Annotated in this window: 20 protein-coding genes and 1 tRNA gene; 12 read left to right on the top strand and 9 right to left on the bottom strand. The window is 71.5% G+C overall.

The features are described 5' to 3' along the window. Positions 1-81 precede the first annotated feature (81 nt). Positions 82-675: a TetR/AcrR family transcriptional regulator gene (locus J2Y42_RS16500; RefSeq protein WP_309860637.1), complete on the bottom strand. Its 594-nt coding sequence runs from the start codon at positions 673-675 to the stop codon at positions 82-84. An 84-nt stretch (positions 676-759) separates the two neighbouring features. Between J2Y42_RS16500 and paaA the strand changes: the two genes are divergently transcribed. Genes paaA through J2Y42_RS16530 form a run of 6 tightly spaced genes read left to right on the top strand, consistent with a single transcriptional unit; the run spans position 760 to position 5,247 of the window. Further along, positions 760-1,734, top strand: coding sequence for a 1,2-phenylacetyl-CoA epoxidase subunit PaaA (paaA, locus tag J2Y42_RS16505; RefSeq protein ID WP_309860638.1), 975 nt, complete (start codon positions 760-762; stop codon positions 1,732-1,734). After that, a complete protein-coding gene (gene paaB, locus J2Y42_RS16510) occupies positions 1,731-2,018 on the top strand; it encodes a 1,2-phenylacetyl-CoA epoxidase subunit PaaB (RefSeq protein WP_018191776.1) in 288 nt (95 codons plus the stop codon). The genes paaA and paaB overlap by 4 nt, the downstream gene beginning before the upstream one ends. After that, the gene (gene paaC, locus J2Y42_RS16515; protein WP_309860640.1) at positions 2,015-2,869 is read left to right on the top strand and encodes a 1,2-phenylacetyl-CoA epoxidase subunit PaaC; all 855 of its coding nucleotides are present in this window, start codon (positions 2,015-2,017) and stop codon (positions 2,867-2,869) included. The genes paaB and paaC overlap by 4 nt, the downstream gene beginning before the upstream one ends. After that, complete coding sequence (gene paaD, locus J2Y42_RS16520; protein ID WP_309860643.1) at positions 2,863-3,345, top strand: 1,2-phenylacetyl-CoA epoxidase subunit PaaD; 483 nt, start codon at positions 2,863-2,865, stop codon at positions 3,343-3,345. The genes paaC and paaD overlap by 7 nt, the downstream gene beginning before the upstream one ends. A 10-nt stretch (positions 3,346-3,355) precedes the next feature. After that, a complete protein-coding gene (gene paaE / locus J2Y42_RS16525; protein ID WP_309860645.1) occupies positions 3,356-4,462 on the top strand; it encodes a 1,2-phenylacetyl-CoA epoxidase subunit PaaE in 1,107 nt (368 codons plus the stop codon). A 14-nt stretch (positions 4,463-4,476) separates the two neighbouring features. Next, complete coding sequence (locus tag J2Y42_RS16530) at positions 4,477-5,247, top strand: enoyl-CoA hydratase-related protein (RefSeq protein ID WP_309860647.1); 771 nt, start codon at positions 4,477-4,479, stop codon at positions 5,245-5,247. 48 nt (positions 5,248-5,295) lie between these two features. Here J2Y42_RS16530 and J2Y42_RS16535 read toward each other — a convergent pair whose 3' ends face one another. After that, positions 5,296-5,664, bottom strand: a complete 369-nt coding sequence (locus tag J2Y42_RS16535) for a VOC family protein (RefSeq protein WP_309860649.1) — start codon at positions 5,662-5,664, stop codon at positions 5,296-5,298. A 62-nt stretch (positions 5,665-5,726) separates the two neighbouring features. On the opposite strand from J2Y42_RS16535, the gene J2Y42_RS16540 reads away from it, so the two are divergent. Then, complete coding sequence (locus J2Y42_RS16540; RefSeq protein ID WP_309860651.1) at positions 5,727-6,188, top strand: MarR family transcriptional regulator; 462 nt, start codon at positions 5,727-5,729, stop codon at positions 6,186-6,188. Here J2Y42_RS16540 and J2Y42_RS16545 read toward each other — a convergent pair. Together J2Y42_RS16545 and J2Y42_RS16550 are read right to left on the bottom strand one after the other, a co-directional pair. Continuing rightward, the gene (locus J2Y42_RS16545) at positions 6,181-7,518 is read right to left on the bottom strand and encodes a maltokinase N-terminal cap-like domain-containing protein (RefSeq protein ID WP_309860653.1); all 1,338 of its coding nucleotides are present in this window, start codon (positions 7,516-7,518) and stop codon (positions 6,181-6,183) included. The genes J2Y42_RS16540 and J2Y42_RS16545 overlap by 8 nt on opposite strands. 57 nt (positions 7,519-7,575) lie before the next feature. Beyond that, positions 7,576-8,895: a M23 family metallopeptidase gene (locus tag J2Y42_RS16550; protein WP_309860654.1), complete on the bottom strand. Its 1,320-nt coding sequence runs from the start codon at positions 8,893-8,895 to the stop codon at positions 7,576-7,578. A 250-nt stretch (positions 8,896-9,145) separates the two neighbouring features. Between J2Y42_RS16550 and lepB the strand changes: the two genes are divergently transcribed. Beyond that, positions 9,146-9,880: a signal peptidase I gene (gene lepB, locus J2Y42_RS16555; protein WP_309860655.1), complete on the top strand. Its 735-nt coding sequence runs from the start codon at positions 9,146-9,148 to the stop codon at positions 9,878-9,880. Between the two features lie 27 nt (positions 9,881-9,907). Here lepB and J2Y42_RS16560 read toward each other — a convergent pair whose 3' ends face one another. After that, on the bottom strand, positions 9,908-10,855 hold the full coding sequence (locus tag J2Y42_RS16560; RefSeq protein ID WP_309860656.1) for a siderophore-interacting protein: 948 nt from the start codon (positions 10,853-10,855) through the stop codon (positions 9,908-9,910). A gap of 190 nt (positions 10,856-11,045) precedes the next feature. Here J2Y42_RS16560 and J2Y42_RS16565 point away from each other — a divergent pair, with 190 nt between their 5' ends. From J2Y42_RS16565 to J2Y42_RS16575, 3 genes are read left to right on the top strand one after another with little or no spacing between them, the layout of a single operon-like run. Further along, positions 11,046-11,390 (top strand): YciI family protein, encoded by a 345-nt coding sequence (locus J2Y42_RS16565; protein WP_309860658.1) that lies wholly within the window; start codon positions 11,046-11,048, stop codon positions 11,388-11,390. Further along, positions 11,387-12,922, top strand: coding sequence for a carboxylesterase/lipase family protein (locus tag J2Y42_RS16570; protein WP_309860660.1), 1,536 nt, complete (start codon positions 11,387-11,389; stop codon positions 12,920-12,922). Before J2Y42_RS16565 ends, J2Y42_RS16570 begins: the two co-directional genes overlap by 4 nt. 23 nt (positions 12,923-12,945) lie before the next feature. Then, entirely contained in the window at positions 12,946-13,329 is a 384-nt protein-coding gene (locus tag J2Y42_RS16575; protein WP_309860662.1) for a PLD nuclease N-terminal domain-containing protein, read from the top strand. A gap of 21 nt (positions 13,330-13,350) precedes the next feature. Here J2Y42_RS16575 and J2Y42_RS16580 read toward each other — a convergent pair whose 3' ends face one another. After that, positions 13,351-13,944 (bottom strand): alpha/beta hydrolase-fold protein, encoded by a 594-nt coding sequence (locus J2Y42_RS16580; RefSeq protein ID WP_309860664.1) that lies wholly within the window; start codon positions 13,942-13,944, stop codon positions 13,351-13,353. Between the two features lie 156 nt (positions 13,945-14,100). On the opposite strand from J2Y42_RS16580, the gene J2Y42_RS16585 reads away from it, so the two are divergent. Then, entirely contained in the window at positions 14,101-14,544 is a 444-nt protein-coding gene (locus tag J2Y42_RS16585) for a hypothetical protein (protein WP_309860666.1), read from the top strand. A gap of 66 nt (positions 14,545-14,610) precedes the next feature. Here the strand turns inward: J2Y42_RS16585 and J2Y42_RS16590 are convergent, their stop codons facing one another. The 3 genes from J2Y42_RS16590 to J2Y42_RS16600 all read right to left on the bottom strand — a co-directional run bounded on the left by J2Y42_RS16590 (position 14,611) and on the right by J2Y42_RS16600 (position 15,975). Then, a complete protein-coding gene (locus J2Y42_RS16590; RefSeq protein ID WP_309860668.1) occupies positions 14,611-14,910 on the bottom strand; it encodes a hypothetical protein in 300 nt (99 codons plus the stop codon). 43 nt (positions 14,911-14,953) lie between these two features. Continuing rightward, a tRNA-Thr gene (locus J2Y42_RS16595) sits at positions 14,954-15,026 on the bottom strand. Positions 15,027-15,078: 52 nt separating this feature from the next. Beyond that, positions 15,079-15,975 carry a thioredoxin domain-containing protein gene (locus J2Y42_RS16600; protein ID WP_309860670.1) on the bottom strand — a complete coding sequence of 299 codons (897 nt, stop codon included), beginning with the start codon at positions 15,973-15,975 and terminating at the stop codon, positions 15,079-15,081. Positions 15,976-16,133: the final 158 nt, after the last annotated feature.

Raw genomic sequence — 16,133 nt, forward strand, 5'->3', positions numbered from 1 at the left:
AGCTCCTGAGTTTTTCGCACGAATCGCCGCTGCGAGCGCGAAAAACTCAGGAGCTATTGGCTTCGGGCGGAACCGCGCGGGTCAGCGGAGGGCGAGAGCGAGGATGGTGTCGGCGAGGTCGTCGGGGGTCAGGGGGCCCGCGGGGGTGTACCACTCGGTGAGGGAGTTGATCATCCCGAAGAGGAGGCGCGCGACGACCGCGGGGTCGGCGTCGGTACGCAGCGAGCCCTCGGCCCGCGCCTCGGCCACCAGTTCGGCCACCGCGTGGTCGAACGCGCGGCGACGGGCCAGCGCCGCCCGCTCCACGTCGGTGTTGCCGCGGACGCGCAGCAGCAGTGTCACGTACGGCAGCCGGTCGGCGAGCACGCGGACGGCGCCCCGCAGCACGTAGGCGAGCCGGTCGGCCGCCGGCCCGGCCGTCGCCTCGGGCGCTCGCAGCACGCCCTCCAGCCCGTCGAGGGCTTCATCGAGCGCGAGGGCGAGCAGCTCGTCCTTGGACGAGACGTGGTGATAGATCGCCGACTTCGACAGCCCGAGGCGGTCGGCGAGCATCCCGATGGACGTCGCGTCGTAGCCGTGCTCGTTGAACGCGGCGACCGCGACCTCGAGGATGCCCCGCTGGTCGTAGCCGGGCCGCCCTCGGCGCAGGGCGTCGGAGCGGAGCGTGTCGGTCACGCGCCCAGTCTGGCACGCGTGCCGCTCTCGTGGATATACTGAACGAACGATCAGTAAGTATTGATCCGCGAGGAGAGGTCGACGATGACCACCACCACAGAGGCGCCAACCGACACCGACGGTCAGGCACGCTTCGACGAGCTGATCGCCTCCGACTCCCGCGTGGAGCCGCGCGACTGGATGCCGGACGACTACCGCCGCACGCTCATCCGGCAGATGTCGCAGCATGCCCACTCCGAGATCATCGGGATGCAGCCGGAGGCCAACTGGATCACGCGCGCTCCGAGCCTGAAGCGCAAGGCGATCCTCATGGCCAAGGTGCAGGACGAAGCCGGCCACGGGCTCTACCTCTACTCCGCGACCGAGACCCTCGGCATCACGCGCGACGAACTCACCGAGCAGCTGCTCTCCGGCCGCGCCAAGTACTCCTCGATCTTCAACTACCCGACGCTGAGCTGGGCGGACATCGGAGCGATCGGCTGGCTGGTCGACGGCGCCGCGATCTGCAACCAGGTGCCGCTCTGCCGCTGCTCCTACGCGCCGTACGGCCGCGCGATGGTCCGCATCTGCAAGGAGGAGTCGTTCCATCAGCGGCAGGGCTTCGAGATCCTGCTGACGCTGATGCGCGGCACCCCCGAACAGCAGCGGATGGCACAGGATGCGGTGAACCGCTGGTACTGGCCGTCGCTGATGATGTTCGGGCCGCCCGACGGCGACTCGCCCAACTCGGCCCGCTCGATGGCGTGGAAGATCAAGCGCTTCTCGAACGACGACCTGCGTCAGCGCTTCGTCGCGATGCTCGTCCCGCAGGCCGAGGCGCTCGGCGTCACGCTGCCCGACCCGGACCTCCGCTGGAACGAGGAGCGCCAGGCGTACGACCTGGGCCCGATCGACTGGAGCGAGCTCCAGGAGGTCATCGCCGGCCGCGGCGTCTGCAACGCACAGCGTCTGCAGCGGCGCCGGGAGGCGCACGAGGACGGCCGCTGGGTGCGGGAGGCGGCGGCCGCGTACGCCGAGAAGCAGCGTTCCGCCCGCGAGACCGCGGAGGCGGTCGCATGACCGCCGAGGCGTGGCCGCTGTGGGAGGTGTTCGTGCGGGCCTCGCGCGGCCTCAGCCACGTGCACGTCGGCTCGCTGCACGCCCCCGACGAGGAGCTCGCGGTGCGGAACGCCCGCGACCTGTACACCCGGCGGGGCGAGGGCGTCTCGATCTGGGTGGTGCGCTCCGACCTGATCACCGCGAGCGACCCGGACGCGAAGGATGCCTTCTTCACCGCGCCGGAGGGCAAGAACTTCCGCCACGCCACGTACTACACCGCCGCCGAGGGGGTGAAGCACCTGTGACCGACACCGACCACGGCCTGACCGACACCGACCACGGCCACGTCGAACTCAGCGCCGTCGTCCTCTCCGAGGAGTTCGTCTCCACCGACGCCCCCGCCTCCCCCGAGGTCGCCGAGTACGCGATGTGGCTGGGCGACGACGCGCTCATCCTGGCGCAGCGCCTGGGCGGCTGGATCACCCGCGCTCCGGAGCTGGAGGAGGATGTCGCCCTCGCGAACATCGCCCTCGATCTGCTCGGCCATGCCCGCTCGCTGCTGCGCTACGCCGGCTCGGCGACCGGACGCACGGAGGACGACCTGGCCTACTGGCGCGACGAGACCGGGTTCCGCTCGGCGCACCTGTTCGAGCAGCCGAACGGCGACTTCGCGCACACGATCGTCCGGCAGTTCGCCGCCGCGCACTACCTCCACCCGCTGTACGAGCGGCTGCGCGCATCCACCGATCCGGTGCTCGCCGGTGTCGCCGCCAAGGCGGTGAAGGAGGTCGACTACCACCGCGACCACGCGGACCAGTGGATGCTGCGCCTCGCGCTCGGCACGGACGAGTCGCGCCGCCGCACCCTGCGCGCCATGGAGGACGTCTGGCCGTACGTCGACGAGCTGTTCTCGGACGACGCGGCCGGAGGCGACGACCTGTTCGCCGCGCTCGACGGCATTGCCGTCCGCCCGTCGTCCCTCCGAGAGCCGTTCCAGGCGGAGGTCGCCCCGGTGCTCGCGGAGGCGCAGCTGGAGCCGCCGACCGCGTTCCATGCGGCAGGCGGTGGCCGCCTCGGCCGGCACTCCGAGTACCTGGCGCCGCTGCTCGCGGAGCTGCAGGTGCTCGCCCGCCAGCACCCGGGGGCGTCGTGGTGACGCATCACGCGGACGCCGCGCGGGCGTGGTCGGCGGTCGCTGCGGTGGTGGACCCTGAGGTGCCGGTGCTCAGCATCGACGACCTGGGCGTGCTGCGCGAGGTGACCGTCTCCGACGACGGCGTCGAGGTCGTCATCACGCCGACGTACTCGGGATGCCCGGCGATGGATGCGATCCGCGAGGATGTCGTGCGCGCTCTGGCCGCGGAGGGGTTCGGCGACGTGCGCGTCCGCCTCGTGCTGTCGCCCGCGTGGACGACCGACTGGATCAGCGCGAAGGGCCGCAGCGCGCTGAAGGAGTACGGCATCGCTCCCCCGTCGGCCGCGGGCCCGGTCCGTCTGAGCATGTCGGTCAAGTGCCCGCACTGCGACTCGCTCGATACGCGCGAGGTGGCGCACTTCGGCTCGACGTCCTGCAAGGCGCTGTTCGTCTGCCGGTCGTGCGGCGAGCCGTTCGACCACTTCAAGGCGCTGTGAGGACGGCCTGATGGCGCGGGCACGATTCCACACGCTCGCGGTCGCCGAGGTGCGGCCGCTGACGGCGGCGAGCGTCGAGGTCACCTTCGCGGTGCCCGAGGAGCTCCGCGGCGAGTACGACTACCTGCCCGGGCAGCACGTCGCCCTCCGCGCCCACGTCGACGGCCGGGAGCTGCGGCGCAGCTACTCGCTCTGCCGCCCGCCCCTGCCGCCGACCGCCGAACACGCCGGCCGCATCAGCGTCGCGATCAAGCGCGACCTGGGCGGCGCGTTCTCGACCTGGGCGACGAGCGAACTGCGACCGGGCGACCGAATCGACGTGATGAGCCCGCAGGGCACGTTCACCGTAGACCCGTCCCGCGTCGACGGCCGGCACGTCGTCGGTATCGCCGCGGGGTCGGGCATCACGCCGCTGATGGCGCTCGCGAGCAGCATCCTCGACGGCTCCCCGACCGCGCAGTTCACGCTCGTCTACACGAACCGCACGGCCATCGACGTGATGTTCCTCGAGGAGCTCGCCGACCTGAAGGACCGCTACCCGTCGCGGCTCGCGCTGCACCACGTCCTCTCCCGCGAGCAGCGGTCGGCACCTCTGCTCTCCGGCCGCATCGACGAGGACCGGCTGCGCAGGATGCTCGACACGCTCATCCCGCCGGCGACCGTCGACGAGTGGTTCCTCTGCGGACCGTTCGAGCTCGTCCAGCTGTGCCGGGACGTGCTCGAGACGTACGGGGTGGAGCGGGAGCGCATCCACTTCGAGCTGTTCACGACGGGCGACCCGGTCGAGCCGCGCGGCGACGAAGGCCGTCCGGTGGTGGTGCACGACGGCGAGCGCACGGCCGAGATCGAGTTCACGCTCGACGGGCTCAGCTCGACGGTCACAACACCGGTGGATGCGAACGAGTCGGTGCTGAACGCCGCCCTGCGGGTGCGCCCCGACGTGCCCTTCGCGTGCACCGGCGGCGTCTGCGGGACCTGCCGTGCGCGTCTGGTCAGCGGCGACGTCCGGATGACGGAGAACTACGCGCTCGAGCCCGAAGAGCTCGAACGCGGTTACGTGCTGACCTGTCAGTCCCATCCCCTCACCGACCGCGTCGTGGTCGACTACGACGTCTGAACAGCGGAGGCCCCGTGATCGACCTGGACATCGCCGACGGGATCGCCCGCGTCACGCTGGACGCGCCGGAGCGGCTCAACGCGCTCGGCCCCGACGACCTTCGGGCGCTGGATGCCGCCTACGCCGACGCGGAAGCCGCCGGGGTCCGGGCGCTGGTGCTGCGCGGGGAGGGCCGCGCGTTCTGCGCCGGACGCGACATCGCGGGCGTCGACCCTGCGACGGACGACGTGAGCGGCTACCTCGACGGCCTGGTGACGCCGCTGCTCCGGCGCATCGCGGACTTCCCCGCGCCGACCTTCGCCGCCGCCCAGGGCGCGTGCCTGGGTGTCGGGCTCGGACTCCTGATCGCCACGGATGTCGTCTACGTCGCAGAGGACGCGAAGGTCGGCTCGCCCTTCGCCGCCCTGGGGGCCGCCCTCGACTCCGGCGGCCACTGGCTGCTGGTCTCGCGACTCGGTCCGCACCGGGCGCTCGACCTCATCTACTCCGGGCGGCTCATCTCCGGCGCCGAAGCGGTCGCGGGCGGCCTGTTCTCACGCGTGCTTCCCGTCGATGCCCTGCGCGAAGAGGTGGATGCGGCGGCCGCGGCAGCCGCATCCGGCGCCACCCAGGCCTTCCTCGCGAGCAAGCGGATCGTCTCGGGTCTGCGCGACGGCTCTCTGGACTTCTGGGGCTCGGTCGACGCAGAGAACGCCGCACAGACGGCCCTGCGCGACACCGACGACTACCGCGAGGGGTTCCGCGCCTTCCAGGAGAAGCGGAAGCCGGGCTTCACCGGCCACTGAGCCGTTTCCGGTTCCGCTGTCGCGGCCACGGCCGCTATCGCAGGGTCGTCAGACGCGGTCGTGCAACGTGATGTGGTAGCCGTCGGGGTCGGCGAACGTGAACGTGCGGCCGAACGGGCCATCGATAGGCGCGGCGACGATCGTGTGCCCGTCGGCGACGAGCGCGTCGTGGATGTCCTGAACGTCGGTCGCGTGCAGCCAGATCGCTGCGCCGATCCCGGGCTGCGCTGCTGCGTCGAGGTCGGTGCCGGGCACCAGGTCGCGGAGCGCGAACGCGATCGGCTTCGTGTCGAAGACCACGGCGTGCGGAGGCCCTGCCGGCGAGCGGACGAGCCCGAGGTACTGCTCGTAGAAGGCCTGGGAGGCGTCGAGATCACGCACCTGCAGGGAGAGGAAGTCGGGTCCGGTGGCGGGCATGGAGTGCTCCTTCGTTTTGTGTCAGTTATCTGACACGGCCCAATCTATGTCAGAATACTGACATGAGTCAAGACGGAGTCGGCGTGGACCTCGAGACGTCGCTGGGCTACCTGCTCAAAGAGGCGTCGAGCACGCTGCGCGCGGCCATGGAGGATGTCCTCCGCCCCCTCGGCATGACCATCACGCACTACTCGTGTCTGGAGCTGCTGTCGCAGCGGCCCGGCCTCTCGAACTCGGAACTCGCACGCGGGACGTTCGTCACCCGCCAGTCGATGAACGTGCTCCTTCAGGCGCTGGAGCGGGAGGGGGACGTGACGCGCCCGTCGGAGGCACCCGTCGGGAAGGTTCTCCCCACCCGGCTCACCGCTCGCGGCCGTCGGCGTCTCGAGCAGGCGAGCGCGGCCGTGCGATCCGTGGAGGTCCGGATGCTCTCAGGACTCACGGAGACGGAGCAGGCGGTGGCCCGCCGCATCCTGCGGAGCATGATCGCGTCGCTGCGCGGCGACAACAGCGGCGTCAGCTGACGCGGGTCGCCAGCAGCCGCTGCACCGCCGACAGCGGGATCGGGATCCACGCCGGCCGGTGCCGCGCCTCGTACGCGATCTCGTACACCGCTTTGTCGAGCTCGAACGCGTCGAGGAGCAGGCGGAAGTCCTCGACCTCGGAGCCGGCGACCGACGCGTACCCGTCGAGGTACGCCTGGCGGGCGTTCGCGGCCCAGGCCGTCGCATCCACCGGCGTCTCCCTCCGTGCGAGAGAGCCGGCGACGTAGTCGAACGAGCGCAGCATCCCGGCGACATCGCGCATGGTCGCATCCGGCAGGGCGCGCTCGGCGAGCGGGCGCAGCGGCTCGCCCTCGAAGTCGATGAACTGCCAGCCGCGGTCCGGCGCGTAGAGCACCTGGCCCAGGTGGAGGTCGCCGTGGATGCGCTGCAGCAGCGGGAGCGGCGCAGCGGCCGCGTCCTCGTACACGGCGGCGATCCCCGCGCGGAGCTCGTCGACCTCGGGCACCTCGGTGGTCGTGACCGTGAGACGTCGGAACATCCCGTCGAGGGCGAGCGCGACATCCTCTTTCGTCGCCGGCTTCGTGGGCAGCGAGCGGGCCATCAGGCGATGCAGCTCGGCTGTGCCCGCGCCGAGCTGGTAGGCGCGGTCGGTGAAGTCCTCGCCGCGCTCGGCGGCGCTGACCGCCAGCTCCCATCCGTCCTCCGCGCCCGGCACGAAGTCCTGCATGAGGGCGAGCTCGCCGGATGCGGTCCCGCCCGACGGGGTCGGCCAGCTGCCGGTGAGCCAGCCGAGCAGAGCCGGCGTCCGCCTCGAGCCGCCCGCTGTGAGCGCGGCGAGCGTCGAGACGTCGGGGTTCTCGCCGTCCTGCACCACGCGGAACACCTTGATGAGGGCGAGACGGCCGTCGTCGAGCTCGCCGACGATGGACGTGTTCGACTGCTCGCCTGTCAGTCGTCGTGACGAGCGCACCGCGATCCGTTCGCCGAGCGTGTGGCCATGCGCGTGCGCGTCCCGACCCTCTGAGCGCTCCTGGCCGGTCATCAGCTGCACGAGGGACGCGACGTACGCCTCCTCCGTCGGACCGTCGTAGAGGTACCGTCCCCCGGCCTCGCCGATCAGCGCGGACTCGTCGCCGTCGCGGCTCGCGCGCGCGACCACGGGCACCTGATAGACGCGCGGCGTGCGGGGCGCCTCGTCGCAGAAGAAGTAGGTGACGACGCGGGCGTCGGCGTCCGCGGGTTCGGCGTCGAACGACGCGAGAAGCCGCAGGCGCGGCTCGACGTTCTTCGTCGAGTACCAGCGCTGACGTCGCATCCACGTCCCGACCAGCTCGGTGAGTTCGGTCATGCCTGAACCGTACGCCCGCTGCGCCGTTTGCGCGCCGGGTCCAGCGAATCCTGAGGATCAGTGCCGGCCGAGCACGACACCTCGTGCGGCCAGGAACGGCTGCGGGTCGATCTGCAGGCCGTTGACCCGCACCTCGAAGTGCAGGTGGCAGCCGGTCGACAGCCCCGTCGACCCCACCTGCGCGATCGGCTGGCCCGCGGCGACCTGCTGTCCGGCCGTCACCCCGATGCCCCCGTCGCGGATGTGGCCGTATGCGGTCTGCACGCCCCCGCCATGGTCGATGAGGATGAAGTTGCCGTACCCGCTGTAGGGCCCTGCCCGGACGACCGTGCCCGCCGCTGCCGCGTAGATGGTCGTCCCGCAGGCGGCGCCGAGGTCGTCACCGGGATGGAACGGGTCGGTGCCGAGCGGACGCGACGGCCGCGGGCCGAACACGTCGGTGAGCGAGCCCTGCACCGGGAGCGCCCACCCGCTCGCGACGAGGGTCGGGTCGGAGGTGAGCACCTGCCAGCCGGAGCCGGCCTCGATCACCGTCGGCGCGGCGGCGAGCGCTGCGGAGGCCGCATTGACCTGGGCCTGCGCGTCGGCCACGGCCTGCTGGCTGCTGTCCACATCCACCGCTGCGACCGCCTGGGCCGCACTCTGGGCCTTCTCGGCCCAGCTCTGCGCGAGCTTCTTCTCTGCGGAGGCCTCGCGGATGGCGGCGTCGCGATCCTTCGAGAGGGCGGCGAGCCGGTCGGCGGCGCCCAGCTTGGTCAGCAGGTCACCGGAGCCCTGCAGGGCCGCGCTGAGCGGATCCTGGGTCAGGAAGTGCGTGCCGGACGAACGGATCAGCGCGGTCGCGAACGCGGCGCTCTTGCGCGCCTGCTCGGCTGCGGCGTCCGCCTGCTTCTGCACGGCGTCGGCCGCGGCCTGCGCCTGGTCGTGCTCGCGCTGGGCGGTCTCCGATTCGCTCATCGCGTCGGCCAGCTGCGCCTGCGCCGAGGCGAGGTCGCTGGCCAGTTGCACGGCCCGCTCGAGGTCGGCGGGGTCGACCGTCGGGAACTGCGGGAGGTCGGGAACACTGAGAGTGATCTCATCCGACGGAGCCGGGTCCGGGGCCGCGGGCGGGTTCGCGGCCGGCGGTGTGGACGCCGGCGGAGAGGACGGAGGCGCTGACGGGGTGGGGGTCGGTGTGGGCGTCGGGTCCGGGGTGGGTGTCGGGTCCGGCGTCGGCGTCGGCGTCGGGTCTGGAGTGGGATCCGGCGTCGGATCGGGCTCGCCCGACGGCGTCGGATCCGGTGTCGCAGGCGCGCCGCCGCCGGTCGCATCCACTCCGGGGGCACCCGATCCGTCCGTCGCCGCGGGCGCGCACTCGGTGGTGCACTCGTCAGCCATGGCGGGCGATGAGACGCCCAGCAGACTCCCGGCGACCAGCACCAGCGCCGCCCACGCGGGAGTCAGGCGCGGCCCCGCGGGTCGCGTCGCCCTCCTGTGTCGTCCGAGCGATGCGTGCATGATCAGAACGGGCCGGCGGCATACGCCGTTCGGCCTGTAGTGAGATGCTCTCACCGCTCGGGGTGGGGAACAAGACACCCGTTCGAGGTCGGATGCGGCTCACAGCATCCGCACGTTACGGTGAGAGATTGTGACCGACAGTACTGCCACCGCGCGCCCGCGACGATCCGCCCGGCGCACGTCCAGCTGGAAGACGTTGCTGCGCGATGTGGTGATCATCTTCGTGGTGGCGGTGCTGGTGTCGTTCCTGATCAAGACCTTCGTCGCGCGCTCCTTCTACATCCCCTCCGGGTCGATGGAAAACACCCTCCAGATCAACGACCGCATCATCGTCAACGAGCTCCAGCCGAAGGTGTTCGGCCTGCAGCGCGGCGATGTCGTCGTGTTCAAGGATCCGGGTGGATGGCTCCCGCCGGCCCCGCCGGAGACCGGCAACGCGTTCCAGCAGGGCGTCGGCGCCGTGCTCGACTTCGTGGGCCTGGGCGCGTCGGACTCCGACCAGCACCTCGTCAAGCGCCTCATCGGCCTTCCGGGCGACCACATTACCTGCTGCAACGCTCTGGGGCAGATGAGCGTCAACGGCGTTCCCCTCAAGGAGCCGTACGTGCTGCTTCCCGCCGGAGTCCAGGCGGTGTCCGAGAAGTCGTTCGACGTGACGGTGCCAGAGGGCTCGGTCTGGGTGATGGGCGACAACCGCTACAACTCGGCCGATTCGCGCTACCACATGGACGATCCGGGCGAGGGCTTCGTGCCGCTCTCAGACGTCGTCGGCAAGGCGTTCGTGATCAGCTGGCCGGCCAGCCACTGGTCGTGGCTCGACGACTACCCCGACGTCTTCCGCGGCGTCGAGCGCGAGGACAAGTAGCCCGAGCCGCTTGAGCGGGCGCGAGGGTCAGTTCTCGGAGCGGCCGAGGCGCCAGTAGCCCATGAAGGCGACGCGCGAGCGGTCGATGCCGTGGTCGCGGACGAGCAGGCGGCGGAGCGTCTTGACGGCCGCCGACTCCCCCGCGATCCAGGCGTAGAAGCCGGGATGCGTGTCCTCCGGAGTCTCCCAGAGGATGTCGCGGTCCACATCCACCTCGTCGAGACTCTGCGACGCGGTCGCCGACGCCGCAGCGACGACGTGCGGGTTCTCGGCGAGCCACCGCTGCACGGCCGGCAGGAGCTCGGTGCCCGTCACCGCCTCGCCCCGCGGCAGCCAGGTGACGGAGGCATGCGCGGGCAGCCGGAGCTCGAGAGCGTCGTCCGCCGACGGCACCTCGATGAACGCCCGCGCGCGGCACCCACCGGGCAGCGCTTCGAGAATGGATGCGATGGCCGGCGTCGCGGTCTCGTCGCCGACGAGCAGCAGTTCGCGCGCCTCGCCGGGGCGCCAGTCGATGCCGACGCCGCGGTGCTCGCTGCGCGCATCCGGTCCGATCACGACGATCTCGTCGCCGGGAGCCGCGCCGAGCAGCCAGCGGGAGGCGGGACCGCCGTCCGCGTGCACGACGAAGTCGACGTCGAGCCGGCAGCCGTCGGTATCGATCGCCCGCACGGTGTAGGTGCGGAAGGGGTTGCGGAGGTGGTCGGGGAGGGCGCGCCACCGCTCGAACCAGTCGCCCGCGAAGTGGGCCTCCTCGTCATCGATGCCGAGGTCGGAGTACGAGCCGTCCGCGAGCGGGAAGAGGAGTTTGATCCGCTGATCCAGGCACTCGGTCCCGAAGTGCGTGAAGTCGTCGCACCGGAAGGTGACGCGGGTGAAGTGCGGGCTCAGCCGCTGGATCCGCTCGACGGCCGCGCGGTACGGCCGGTACGCGGGCCGGGGGCGCTCAGTGCGGGTGGGGGCGAGGATGGTCACGGCGGCCTTCCGAAGCAGGGGGCGGGACTAAGGTAAGGCTACACTAACTTCCTCCCGCGCCCCCTGGCGATCTGCTGAGTCCGCCCCGCCCCGATCCCTTCGCGATCTCGACGTCCCGGGCCAGAATGTCGAGCAGGGGCCGTCTCGTTCGACGTCCGTATGAAAGCGTTCGCGATCGAGAGGAAGAACGATGAAGTACATGATGTTCGTGGTCACCGACTCCCAGCGGGACACCGTGTCGGACGAGTCCGATGTCGACATCTGGGTGAACGAGCTGGATGCCAGCGGCAAGCGCGTCATCGGCGAAGTGCTGCAGGCGCCGACCGAATCGCGCGTCGTCCGCGTGCGCGACGGGAAACGCTACGTCACCGACGGACCCTTCGCCGAGACCAAGGAGTGGATCTGCGGCTTCGACATCCTCGAGGTCGAGGACCTGGATGAGGCCATCGAGATCGCCTCGCGGCACCCGATGGCACGCAACGGCCAGCTCGAACTGCGCCCGTTCATGCAGTGGGACGAGACCGCTCCGGCGTGAACGGTCGGCCGGTCGTCGTCACGTCCGCGGGCGCTGTCCGCGGACGCGATGACGGCCGCGTGTCCGTGTGGCGCGGCATCCGGTACGGCGAGCCGCCGACCGGCCGGCTCCGCTGGCGCGCGCCCGTCCCCGCTGCCCCGTGGAGCGGCGTCGTGGATGCGGTGGCCTTCGGGCCGGCGGCGCCGCAGCGCCCGAATCCCACCGTGCCGCTCGGGCCGCCCGGCGAGACGCGGATGGACGAGGACTGCCTGTTCCTGAACGTCATCCGCCCGTCTCACGTGCCACCGTTCGGCGGCCTGCGCCCGGTGATGGTGTGGCTGCAGGGCGGGGCGTACGCGCTGGGCGCATCCAGTCAGCTCATCTACCGCGGCGACCGGTTCGCGGCGGACGGGGATGTCGTCCTCGTCACCCTGAACCACCGGCTAGGCGCGCTCGGCTTCCTCGACGTCCGGAGCGTCGGGGTCGACAACGCGGAGACGAATGTCGCGTTGCGGGATGTGCTCCTCGCGCTCCGCTGGGTGCGCGACAACATCCACGCGTTCGGCGGCGACCCGGACTCGGTGACCGTGTTCGGCCAGAGCGCCGGCGCCGGGCTGGTCACCGCCCTGCTCGCCTCCCCCGCGGCGGCGGGACTGTTCCATCGCGCCATCGCGCAGAGCCCGCCCGCCGGGTCGATGTACGGGCCGGAGCGCGCGGCGACGGTTGCCCGGGCGTTCGTCGAGCGGCTCGGCCCCGGCGCGCAGACGCCCGGCGCGCTCCGCGGCGTCCCCGTCGAGACGATCGTGGATGCGGGTGCGGCGGTCTACACGGAGATCCCGCGGGAGCACCCCGGGATGCTCGCCTTCGCCCCGATCGTGGGCGACGACATCCTGCCCGAGGCCCCGATCCGTGTGCTCAGCGACGGACGCGGGATGCCCGTTCCGCTCCTCATCGGGAGCACACACGATGAGGCGACACTGTTCCGCCTGATGCGGTCGCCTCTGCTCCCGATCCGGCGGACCGCGCTGCGCCGGATGTTCGACGCCATGCGCTCCGAGCAGGAGCGCGGCGGCGCATCCCTCCCCGAGCGCGAGCGGGTGCTCTCGCTGTACGGCCGCCGGCGTCCCGCACGCGGCGTCCGCGTCGCCACCGACATCGCGTTCCGGATGCCGGCGCTCTGGGTCGCCGCCGGGCACAGCGCCGTCGCCCCCACCCACCTCTACCGGTTCGACTTCGCCCCTCCCCTGCTCCGACTCACCGGCGTCGGCGCGTCCCACGCGACGGACCTGCCGTACGTCTGGGGCGAATTCGACGCCCTCCCCCGCGACCCGTCGTTCCTGCTCGGTGGCCGACGGACCGCCGAAGCGGTCTCCGAGCGGATGCGTCGGCGCTGGACGGACTTCGCCCGCACGGGCGTGCCCGGCACGGGTTGGCCGGCGTACGAACCGCAGCGCCGCGCGACGCTCGTCATCGGCGCGAGCGACCGGGTGGTGCCCGACCTCGACGCCCGGCTGCGTGCGGGGTGGGGCGAGCAGGTCCTGACTTTCGGCTGAGCGTTCCCTCTAGACTCGGCGGCATGCTCGTCGTCCCGCTGCTCGTCATGACGCTGTTCGTGTTCGCCCTGGTGGATATCATCCTGCGGCCGAGCGACCAGGTGCGGCACCTGCCGAAGCTGGCGTGGGTGTTCGTCGTGATCCTGCTGCCGCTGATCGGCAGCATCCTGTGGTTCGCGGTCGGCCGCGAGTACGACGGGTCGGCCGGCCGTCGACGGACACTCCGGATGCCGGCGGTCCATGCCGAGCCGACCGCGGCCGCCCCGGCGCGAGACCTCGCACCGAACAGCACGGAGGCGCAGCTCGCGGCGCTCGAGCGGGAGATCGCGGAAGCCGAACGCGATCAGCGCATCCGGCGGCTGGAAGAGGAGCTGCGGCGGCGCACCGACGCGGGCGAGACGGCCTGAAGCGACGGGCCGGCCGCCCCGCTACAGCTCGGCCGACTGCTCGGTGATGAACCGCAGGGCGTCGTCCGCCATCTCCGTGGAGATGTCGTGCCCGACACCCGGGTACACCCGCTCCTCGAGGGTCGAATGGCCGGGGAGGAACTCGCGCATCCGCTCGATGTCGTTCGGCGTGATGACGTCGTCGTCGGCGCCGTGCCCCCAGAACACCGGCGGCCGACGCCCGGCGAGCACCGCATCCCCGCGTTCCGCATCGATCGTGGTGAATCCGCCGAGCGTGACGACGAACCGGAGCCGGCCGGGCGACCGCCGCATGACCTGCAGAGCGGTCGCGCCGCCCTGCGACCACCCGACAGCGGCGACCGGCGCGTCGCCGCAGTTCTCGTCGATCCACGCGAGAAGACGGTCGGCCGCAGGCGCGGCATTGCTCGACAGCGCGCCCACCCCCTCCCAGTCGGCCACCGAGAACCACTCGAACCGGTCCCCCAAAGAGACGGGCCCCTGCAGCAGGACGGGACGCCACGGTGCAGGGGCGCGCTCGGCGATCCAGGCGAGGTCGTCGCGCACGCCGTAGCGCCCGTGGAGGAACAACAGGGAGGGCACGCTGGTCGGAGACATGACTCCATTCATGCCCGGACTCCGCGGCGCGTCCAGGTGTCCCGCGGCCCCCGCACCTGAGCGGGTCCTGTGCGCCGCGTCATGCGGACGCGGCACACCTCGTCCCTTATGGGTAGGACGGCATCGTCGATACGCCCAAGGATCGGGGGAAACAGAATGGCCGAGATCACAACGACGGAGCGCGCCTCCGGCAGCGTCGAGCAGCGGAAGGCCGCGTGGATGCAGCTCCGCGGCGCCATCGCGCAGGAGTACGCGGCGAAGCTCCCCGACCTGCTGACGGTGGATGAGTTCGCCCGGTTCGCAGGCATGACCATCGCCCAGGTGCGGCACGCGACGACCATCGGCGACCTCGTCATGTCCATCCGCGACGGCCAGCGCGGCATCGCGCCCGCCGACAACATCGCGTTCCTGCTCCGGGAGCGGCTGCTCCGCCTCCCGGTTCGTGAGCCGTCGTGGGAGCGCAGCGACCCGCGGTCGCTCGCCGTCAGCGAGGCCGCCTACGAGCGGGTGTGGGATGTGGCCATCCGCTACGCCACCACGCCGACGGACGCGCTCGATCGGCTCCTGCTCGCTGCGACGGGCGCCGCGCGCGCCGACTGAACGCACCCGCCGGGCGCGCGGCACCCGGCCCGCGCCCCGCGAACGGCCCAAATCCCCGCGGACGACTCAGACGCCGCGGCCGCGCCGATCGGCGAACCAGGCGTAGGCGCCGCCCGCGAGGAGGGCCGTCGCGACAGCTCCGACCACCACCGACGACAGCACGACAGCGCCCGCCCCGAGCGGGGCCACATACAGGGCGATCACACCGACCGCGGACGCCAGCACGCACACGACGCCGACCACGGCCGCCGCGATTGCGGCCACGGTGTCGGCCTCCATGCGCTGCGCGCGCTCCGGCACGCCGAGGACGTAGTGCTCGCGGGAGGAGAGGGCGGTCGGGAGCTCGGTACGGATGTCATCGGTCACACCTGCAAGAGACGTCCGATGGCCCCGGAATATGACGCGACGGAGCCGGCTGCGGGACTCGAACCCGCGACCGCTCGCTTACAAGGCGAGTGCTCTACCAACTGAGCTAAGCCGGCGGTGGCGGTCTCCCGCCGACCCCATCCTAGGGCAGCGGGCGGACGCGCCGGATCAGGGAGACGGGGTGGGCGTCGGCGTCGCGGTCGACGAGTACTCGTCGCCCTGCGCCTGCAGCACGAAGGCCTTGAAGTCGTCCGCGCTGGTCAGCGACCCGGTGTACGGCTTGCCGTTCACGAGCACCAGGAGCGCATTGGTCATCTTCTTGACGTCCGAGTTCGGGATGGGGCCGCTGAGAGCCCGATCGCTCGCCGAGGTCACCCAGGACTTGAAGCGTCCCTCGTCGATGCAGGAGTCGATCTCGCCCGTGCGGGTCGCGCCCGCCGCGTCCACGCGCTTCTTCAGAACGTCGTCGCTGAGACCGGGGCCGCCCTCGGCCGGCTGCTTCTCGAACAGCGAGGCGTTGAACTTCCAGAAGGCGTTGGGGTCGTAGTTGGCCACGCAGGCGGCGGCGTTGGCCGCGCGCAGCGAGTACTTCGTGCCCGCGGAGTGGCTGGTGTAGATCGCGACCGGGTGCATCTCCACGGTCACCGCGCCGTTCTTCACCAGCGGCTCGAGCTGCTCGAGGTTCGTGCGCTGGAAGTCGCCGCACAGCTTGCAGAGGTAGTCGGCGTAGATGCGGATGTCGACCGTGCTGCCCGCCGGGTCCGGCGTGCTTGCGACCGGCTTCGCGTCGGCGGCGAGGGCGGTCGTCGTCTTGACCTTGAGGCCCGAGCCGACGACGACGCCGTCGCTGGCCATGTTCTTCGGACCGGGGACGGTCGGGCGGATCGCGCTGACGATCACGACGGCGACGATGGCCACGACGGCGAGGACTCCGAGGACGATGCCGCCGGAGAGCAGCAGGCGGTTCCGTCGATCCCTGCGCTGCTGGGTGGTGCGGAGCTGTCGTGCTTTCTCCCGCGCAGCCGCGCGGACGTCGCTGTTGCGACTGTCGTCGGGATCGGTCATAGGGCTCATATCTTCCGGATACTGCTCTCGGGTCGAACGGGCCGCGCAGGGGACGCGGCGGGTGGCGCACCTCCGGCGCACACAACCGGGAAAGCGTAAACCCCCTGTCTGGGAATCGACCAGACGGTGGCTGGACGCGCGGGTACAGCGGAACGCGC

Origin of the sequence: Leifsonia sp. 1010 (genome assembly GCF_031455295.1) — a bacterium.
Taxonomy (GTDB): Bacteria; Actinomycetota; Actinomycetes; order Actinomycetales; family Microbacteriaceae; genus Leifsonia.

Excerpts from the sequence above, each read along its gene's own strand:
- paaA (WP_309860638.1), top strand. The coding sequence starts at position 760 with ATGACCACCACCACAGAGGCGCCAACCGACACCGACGGTCAGGCACGC.
- paaB (WP_018191776.1), top strand. The coding sequence starts at position 1,731 with ATGACCGCCGAGGCGTGGCCGCTGTGGGAGGTGTTCGTGCGGGCCTCG.
- paaE (WP_309860645.1), top strand. The coding sequence starts at position 3,356 with ATGGCGCGGGCACGATTCCACACGCTCGCGGTCGCCGAGGTGCGGCCG.
- J2Y42_RS16535 (WP_309860649.1), bottom strand. The coding sequence starts at position 5,664 with ATGCCCGCCACCGGACCCGACTTCCTCTCCCTGCAGGTGCGTGATCTC.
- J2Y42_RS16540 (WP_309860651.1), top strand. The coding sequence starts at position 5,727 with ATGAGTCAAGACGGAGTCGGCGTGGACCTCGAGACGTCGCTGGGCTAC.
- J2Y42_RS16545 (WP_309860653.1), bottom strand. The coding sequence starts at position 7,518 with ATGACCGAACTCACCGAGCTGGTCGGGACGTGGATGCGACGTCAGCGC.
- J2Y42_RS16550 (WP_309860654.1), bottom strand. The coding sequence starts at position 8,895 with ATGGCTGACGAGTGCACCACCGAGTGCGCGCCCGCGGCGACGGACGGA.
- J2Y42_RS16565 (WP_309860658.1), top strand. The coding sequence starts at position 11,046 with ATGAAGTACATGATGTTCGTGGTCACCGACTCCCAGCGGGACACCGTG.
- J2Y42_RS16575 (WP_309860662.1), top strand. The coding sequence starts at position 12,946 with ATGCTCGTCGTCCCGCTGCTCGTCATGACGCTGTTCGTGTTCGCCCTG.
- J2Y42_RS16580 (WP_309860664.1), bottom strand. The coding sequence starts at position 13,944 with ATGTCTCCGACCAGCGTGCCCTCCCTGTTGTTCCTCCACGGGCGCTAC.
- J2Y42_RS16585 (WP_309860666.1), top strand. The coding sequence starts at position 14,101 with ATGGCCGAGATCACAACGACGGAGCGCGCCTCCGGCAGCGTCGAGCAG.
- J2Y42_RS16600 (WP_309860670.1), bottom strand. The coding sequence starts at position 15,975 with ATGACCGATCCCGACGACAGTCGCAACAGCGACGTCCGCGCGGCTGCG.